At 75.0% G+C, this 5,945-nt stretch carries 5 protein-coding genes; 2 read left to right on the forward strand and 3 right to left on the reverse strand.

What is annotated here, in order from left to right; translation table 11 throughout:
• Nucleotides 1-67: 67 nt before the first annotated feature.
• Entirely contained in the window at nucleotides 68-1,624 is a 1,557-nt protein-coding gene (locus tag ACWDCZ_RS38180) for an alkaline phosphatase family protein (RefSeq protein WP_449818342.1), read from the reverse strand.
• A 217-nt stretch (nucleotides 1,625-1,841) separates the two neighbouring features.
• Here ACWDCZ_RS38180 and ACWDCZ_RS38185 point away from each other — a divergent pair, with 217 nt between their 5' ends.
• The gene (locus tag ACWDCZ_RS38185; protein WP_375876341.1) at nucleotides 1,842-2,654 is read left to right on the forward strand and encodes a GntR family transcriptional regulator; all 813 of its coding nucleotides are present in this window, start codon (nucleotides 1,842-1,844) and stop codon (nucleotides 2,652-2,654) included.
• A 95-nt stretch (nucleotides 2,655-2,749) separates the two neighbouring features.
• Here the strand turns inward: ACWDCZ_RS38185 and ACWDCZ_RS38190 are convergent, their stop codons facing one another.
• Nucleotides 2,750-3,265, reverse strand: coding sequence for a hypothetical protein (locus ACWDCZ_RS38190; protein WP_074005383.1), 516 nt, complete (start codon nucleotides 3,263-3,265; stop codon nucleotides 2,750-2,752).
• Between the two features lie 349 nt (nucleotides 3,266-3,614).
• On the opposite strand from ACWDCZ_RS38190, the gene ACWDCZ_RS38195 reads away from it, so the two are divergent.
• A complete protein-coding gene (locus ACWDCZ_RS38195) occupies nucleotides 3,615-4,631 on the forward strand; it encodes a helix-turn-helix domain-containing protein (protein ID WP_449818343.1) in 1,017 nt (338 codons plus the stop codon).
• Between the two features lie 389 nt (nucleotides 4,632-5,020).
• Here the strand turns inward: ACWDCZ_RS38195 and ACWDCZ_RS38200 are convergent, their stop codons facing one another.
• A complete protein-coding gene (locus tag ACWDCZ_RS38200) occupies nucleotides 5,021-5,944 on the reverse strand; it encodes a DUF4232 domain-containing protein (RefSeq protein WP_449818344.1) in 924 nt (307 codons plus the stop codon).
• Nucleotide 5,945 lies beyond the last annotated feature (1 nt).

Genomic DNA, 5,945 nt, shown 5'->3' on the forward strand with positions numbered 1-5,945 from the left:
GGCCCCCCACAGCCGGCTGGAGGAGGATCCGTTGCGTCCCCACTCCCCCGCCCGCGCGCCGCCCGAGTCAGGAGGCGGTGAAGGAGACCTGGTCGACGGTCCAGAAGGCGCTGTTGGTGCCGGTGTAGCGGAACTGGAAGCGGGCGGTGGTGGCGCCGGCGGGGACGGTGACGGGGAGGTTCTCGACGGTGTTGAGGTCGCTGCGGTAGGACTTCACCAGCTGCGGGGCGCCGTTGTCGAAGACCACGTAGACGTCGCCGGTCTGCGGCCCGTCGACCTTGTAGTTCGTGGCGAAGGACAGCACGCCGCGGCTCGCGCCGGAGACCGGGTAGGCGGGGCCGACCAGGGTGGAGTCGAACTGGCCGGCGCCGTGCGCCTTGTCGTCCCACTCGTCGGAGTCGGCGACGGCGAACACGTTGCGGGCGCGCACGTTGGTCTCGCGGGACTGGCCGAGCTGGGCGGCCGTCCAGAACTCGTCGGTGGCGAAGGTCCAGCCGCGCCACTCGGTGACGCCGCCGCTGGGCATGCGGGAGTTGTCGATGCTCCAGCCGGCCGGCGGGGTGTGGGTCCAGCCCTTCACCCCGGCCGGGATGCCGCTCTCGTCGGCGCGGGCCTGAAGGCTCGGGCGCAGCGCGTCGAAGGCGTCGGGGGCGATCTCGTCGATCGGGCGGCCGTCGAGCTTCCAGGCGGGGTCGAGGGCGACGCCCTCGTGCTTGAGGACGGTGGGGGCGATGTCGACGGGCTTGACGTCGTAGCGGCGGGAGCCGGGGGCGTAGCCGGTGCCGTTGGCGATCAGGAAGGTCTGGCGCTCGTTGGCGCTGTTGCCGCCGTGGCCGCCGGCGTCGGTGTGGCCGTGGTCGGTGGTGACGACGATCAGCCAGTCCTCCGAGGCGTACGTGGGGCGGGACTTGACGGCCTGGAGGACCTGGCCGACCAGGGCGTCGGCGGAGTGCAGGGCGGCCGCGTACTCGGGGCTGGTGCCGCCGTGGTTGTGGCCGGCCTCGTCGACCTGGTCGAAGTGCAGGAAGGTGGTGTCGGGGTTGCCGTGGGCGAGGTAGTCGACGGCGTCGGCGGCGGTCTTGGTGTCGTTCTCGCTCTCCTGGAGGCGCAGGTCGGCGCGGCCGTTGAAGACGTTGCCGGCGATGGGGTTCCAGGAGCCGATCACCAGGGTGGAGGTGGTGGGGTCGGCGTTCTCCAGGCGGGTGGCGAAGTCGGGGAACAGGTCGAAGCGGGAGCCGGTGAAGCTGTTGTCCTTCACCTGGTGCTTGTCGGGCCACGCGCCGGTGGCGATGGTCGACCAGCCGGGGCCGGAGAGGGTGGGGGCCAGCGGGTTGGCGTAGAGGTTGCTGGTGGCGGTCATGCCGCCGGCCATCAGGGCCTTGAGGGCGGGGGCGTCGGCGGTGAGCAGCTTGTCGTAGCGGGTGCCGTCGACGCCGATGACCAGGCTCTTGGCCTGCTTGGTGCCGTTCGGCAGGCCCTGGTACGGACCGACGGCGGCCCCGGTGGTGGCCCCGGTCGCGGCGGGGGCGGCGGCCGTGGCGGCGGTGGTCGGTGCGATCAGCGCGGCGGCGGTGGCGGCGAGGGCCGTGGCGGCGGCGAGGGCGGCGGTGCGGGAGGTGCGCATCGAGGGCTCCCAACTGGTCGTCAGTGCGGTGCAGTTGCACCGGGAGTGAGGATGCGCCGGGCGGGCGAGGAGGGGCCCTCGCCGGATCCACGGTTGTATGAACAACCGCGGAAATTCAGACCAGACCCGTTACACTTCCGTGATCGACGGCCCCGGGGCGCCGGGCTCGGCCCGTACGGCCCGGTGCGGCCCGGGCGGCGCTCGGTAGGCTTGCGCGGTGAACCACCCCATCTCCCGGGCCGGCCCCGAAGCGGCCCGCGCCGGCGTCCCCGAGCACGGCCGGGTGCCCAAGTACTACCTGGTCAAGGCGCGGCTGGAGGAGCTGGTCGCCGAGCTGGGCCCGGGCGGGCGGCTGCCCACCGAGGCCGATCTGGCGCAGCGTCACGGCGTCGCCCGGGCCACCGTGCGCCAGGCGCTGCGCGAGCTGCTGCTGGAGGGCCGGCTGCGCCGGCAGGGCCGGGGCACGGTCGTGGCCGGGCCGAAGATCGAGCAGCCGCTGTCCCTGAGCAGCTACACCGAGGGCGTCTCGCGCCAGGGCCTGCGCCCCGGCCGCACCCTGATCGGCCTGGACCGGCTGCCCGCCGACGCGGCGGTGGCCCGGCTGCTGGAGGTCCCCGAGGGCGAGCCGCTGTGGCACCTGGAGCGGGTGCTGCGCGCGGACGAGGAGCGCGTCGGGCTGGAGTCCACGTACGTGCCGGTGGCCCGGGTGCCCGCGCTGGACCGGGACTTCGACCCCGAGGGGTCCTTCTACGGCTACCTGCGCGAGCACGGGGTGCGCCTGGGCGCCGCCGAGGAACGGATCGAGACGGTGCTGGCCACCCCGCGCGAGGCGCTGCTGATCGGCACCCCGCCGGCGCTGCCGATGCTGCTGCTGCACCGCCGCAGCCTGGACGCCGCCGGGCGCCCGCTGGAGCAGGTGCGCTCCCTGTACCGCGGCGACCGGTTCAGCTTCACCCTCGCCCTCGGCGCCCCGGACGGCGCCCCCCGGGTGGGCGGCGCCACGGAGGCGGAGCGGCCGCGGGGGAACTGACGCCGGCACCGGCGGCCGCAGGGGGTGCGGCCGCCGGTGCCGGGTGTCACGGGCCCGGCGGTGTCAGCAGGTGCCGGGCACGGGCCGGGTGGGTGTCAGCAGGTGCCGACGCGGCCGGACTGCGAGGACCAGACCGGGACCCAGGGGCTGCTGTTGTCGTGCGGGCGGTAGACGACGATGTTGGCGTCGTTCTGCATGCGCACCCAGTTGGCGCTGGGGTTGCAGCCGAAGCCGCTGCCGGTGGCCCACTTGGCGTTCTTGAAGGTGTCGTAGACGACGAAGTTGCCGTCGTACTGCATGATCGCCTTGCCCGCGCCGCCGAAGGTGGCGGTGTTCCACATCGCGGTGCCGTAGCGGTCGTACTCCACGAGGTTGCCGTCGGTCTGGTAGGTCAACCGGTAGGCGCCGTTGGCGGAGACGAGCGAGTCACCGGGCAGCAGGCAGCTGCCCCAGTTCATGTGGTCCCAGCCGCTCGGGTTGCGCGAACAGTTCCACTCGCTGTTGACGTCGGCGGACGCGCTGGTGGCCGTCGTCAGCCCGGTGAGCGAGGCCAGCGCCAGGGCGGCGCCGGCGAAGGCGAGCGTGCGCCTGGTCCTTCCGGTGTTCCTCATCGTTCCCCTCTTTCCGCTGCGGCGCGGTTCCCGACCGGCCGCGGCACGGTCTCGTCGACGGCGGTACGGGACGCGCCCCGTACGCCGCCCTCCGATGGGAGCAGGGCCTGTCGGGCCCCTGCGTTCATGCCAACGGGCAGTGGCGGACGGCCGGTTCACCGGATTTCCCGGCGGGCGACGGCCGCCCCGGGCGGAGCGCGGCCGGGCTCCGGGCCCCCGGGCGGAGGACACCGGGCCTGACCTTGTAGGTTTCGGTGTCACCGGCTGCGAGGAGCCGGTGACACCTGGTGGGGAAGGGGAGCCCGACCGGGCAGGGAAGGGGACGGACCCCGGACGGGAAGGGCGGACAGTGGCGACGAGCACGGCGAGCGTGTTCCGCGGCGAGGGCGTACCCGAGAGGGAACGGTTCGAGTGCTGGCGGGAGTTGGTCAGCCGCACCCGGGACAGCGAGGTGACCAGCGACCACTCCGACGACTTCCGGGCGGAGATGCGGCGCCTGGAGCTCGGGCCGGTGACCCTCCTGCGGACCTCCTTCCCGCCGACCCGCTTCCAGCGCACCGAGCGCCGGGTGCGCCGCTCGGACCTCGGGGTGTTCCACCTGACCCTGCTGCTCGACGGCGGCTTCGTCCTGACCCCCGGCAGCGGGCGCACCGAGACCTTCGGGCCCGGCAACCTGCACATGCTCGACAGCTCCCACCCCTTCGACCTGCGGGCCTTCGGCTCCCGCGCCCAGGCGCCCGCGGAGCGCCGGATCGAGGCCGTCGGCGTCGACTTCCCCACCGCCCTGCTGCCGCTGCCGCCGCACCGGGTGCACGAGCTGCTGGGCCGCGGGTTCTCCTCCCGGGAGGGCGCCTGCGCGCTGCTCTCGGAGTTCCTCGTCGGCCTGGACCGGCAGGCCGCCGTCCTGGGCCCGGTCGAGACCCCCCGGCTGGGCGGCATCGTGGTCGACCTGGTGGCCGCCTGGCTCGCCCGGGAACTGGACGCCGAGGCCGCCGTACCCGACGACACCCGGCAGCGGGCCCTGGTCGAGAACGTCCGGGCCTTCGTCGGACGCAACCTGCACGACCCGGAGCTGACCCCCGCCGTGATCGCGGCCGCCCACCACATCTCGGTCAGCTACCTGCACCGCCTGTTCACCCGGCAGTCCGGCGGCGAGACCGTCGCCGCCTTCGTCCGCCGCCGCCGGCTGGAGCGGGCCCGCCGCGAGCTGGCCGACCCCGCGCTGCGCGACCTGCCCGTCCACGCCGTCGCCACCCGCTGCGGCCTGCCCCGCGCCGCCGAGTTCAGCCGCGCCTTCAGGACCGCGTACGGCCTCTCCCCCAGCGAGCACCGCCAGCAGGCCCTGGCCGGGGGCGCCGGCGGTTAGCCGCACGGGCGGCACGGCCGCGCCACCAAGGTCGCCGGGATCGAGGAGTCCCTCTACGCCGCGATGGACGCCGCCTGCGAAGGCCTGGACACCGACGCGGTGCTGCGCCTCCTGCACAACACCGGCCGCCGGCCGACCCACGCCCCCCGAGAACCCCGCACCGCGAGCACCCCGCGCGCACGGACGGGCCGGAAGGCCGCACCTGTCCACCCAGTGCCAAGGACTGTCGACTCGGTGCCAACACGGCGGGGGTGTCTCCCTGGCATCCTCCACGAGTGAACACCGCGCGGCGGAACATCTCGTTCCGTTTACGCGCCGACGGCCCGGCACGCCACGGGGGAGCGTGCCGGGCCGTCCTTCCCTCTCCAGGACCTCAGGGCCTCAGGGCCTCAGGGCCTCGGGTCCGGCGACGGCTTGTCGTTCGCGTCCTCCCGGGCCCAGGCGCCGGCGCCGAGGCGGCCGGTGGTGCCGAGGTCGAGCTCCGGGACGACCATCACGGGGGCCGCGTCGGCGGTGGCGCGCACCCGGACGTAGGGGGCGTTCTGCGGGTCCCCGGCGCCGGCCTCGGTGGTGTTGCGCCACACCAGGGTGGCGCGGGCGCCCTCCCCCGGCCCCAGGGCGATCTTCTGCGGCGGGTTGTCGGCGCCGGTGCCGGAGGCGATCTCGGCGCCGCCGCGCAGGATCCGCACGCCGTCGAGGGGCTTGTGGTCGGGGTCGAGCGGCTGCACCTGCGGGTAGCCGTCGAGGGTGACGGTGGCCGTCCCGCAGTTGCGCAGGTGCAGGCCGACCGCGCGCAGGCCCATCGCGGCGCTGCCCTCGTCGGCGTACAGCCGCAGGCCGGAGGGCGGGCAGGGGCCGCCGGCACTGGGCGCCTCGGCGGTGGGCACGCTGCGGACCTGGAGGAGCTCCGGCTTCGGCGGGCGGGGGTTGTCGGACCGTCCCAGGGTGGGCGCGCCCGGGCGGGAGCCCGGCCCGGTCGCGCCGGGCGCGGCCAGGTCGATCCGCCCCTTCTCGGTGGCGCCGGGGGCGAGCCCGGTGACGGTCCGGGTGAGGTTCCCTCCCCCGCCCGCGCCGCCGCCCGGGTCGCCGAACACCGCCGCGCCCCGGTCCGGATCGGGGCCGTTGAACACCACGGTGTAGTCGTACGGTTCGGCGTTCGGGTTGGTCACCTCGTACTCGAAGCAGGTGCGGCCGACGGCGGTGATCCGCGCCCCGCCCTGGGCGAGCGAGGTCGGCTGCTGGAGACGGCGCGCGACTCTCCTGCCCGCCACGGCGATCAGCAGCACGACGCCGAGGACGGCGGCCGCGTGCACG

This window comes from Kitasatospora sp. NPDC001225 (assembly GCF_053597855.1).

Coding starts and splice junctions, on each gene's coding strand:
- ACWDCZ_RS38190 (WP_074005383.1), bottom strand. CDS start 3,265: ATGAGGAACACCGGAAGGACCAGGCGCACGCTCGCCTTCGCCGGCGCC.
- ACWDCZ_RS38180 (WP_449818342.1), bottom strand. CDS start 1,624: ATGCGCACCTCCCGCACCGCCGCCCTCGCCGCCGCCACGGCCCTCGCC.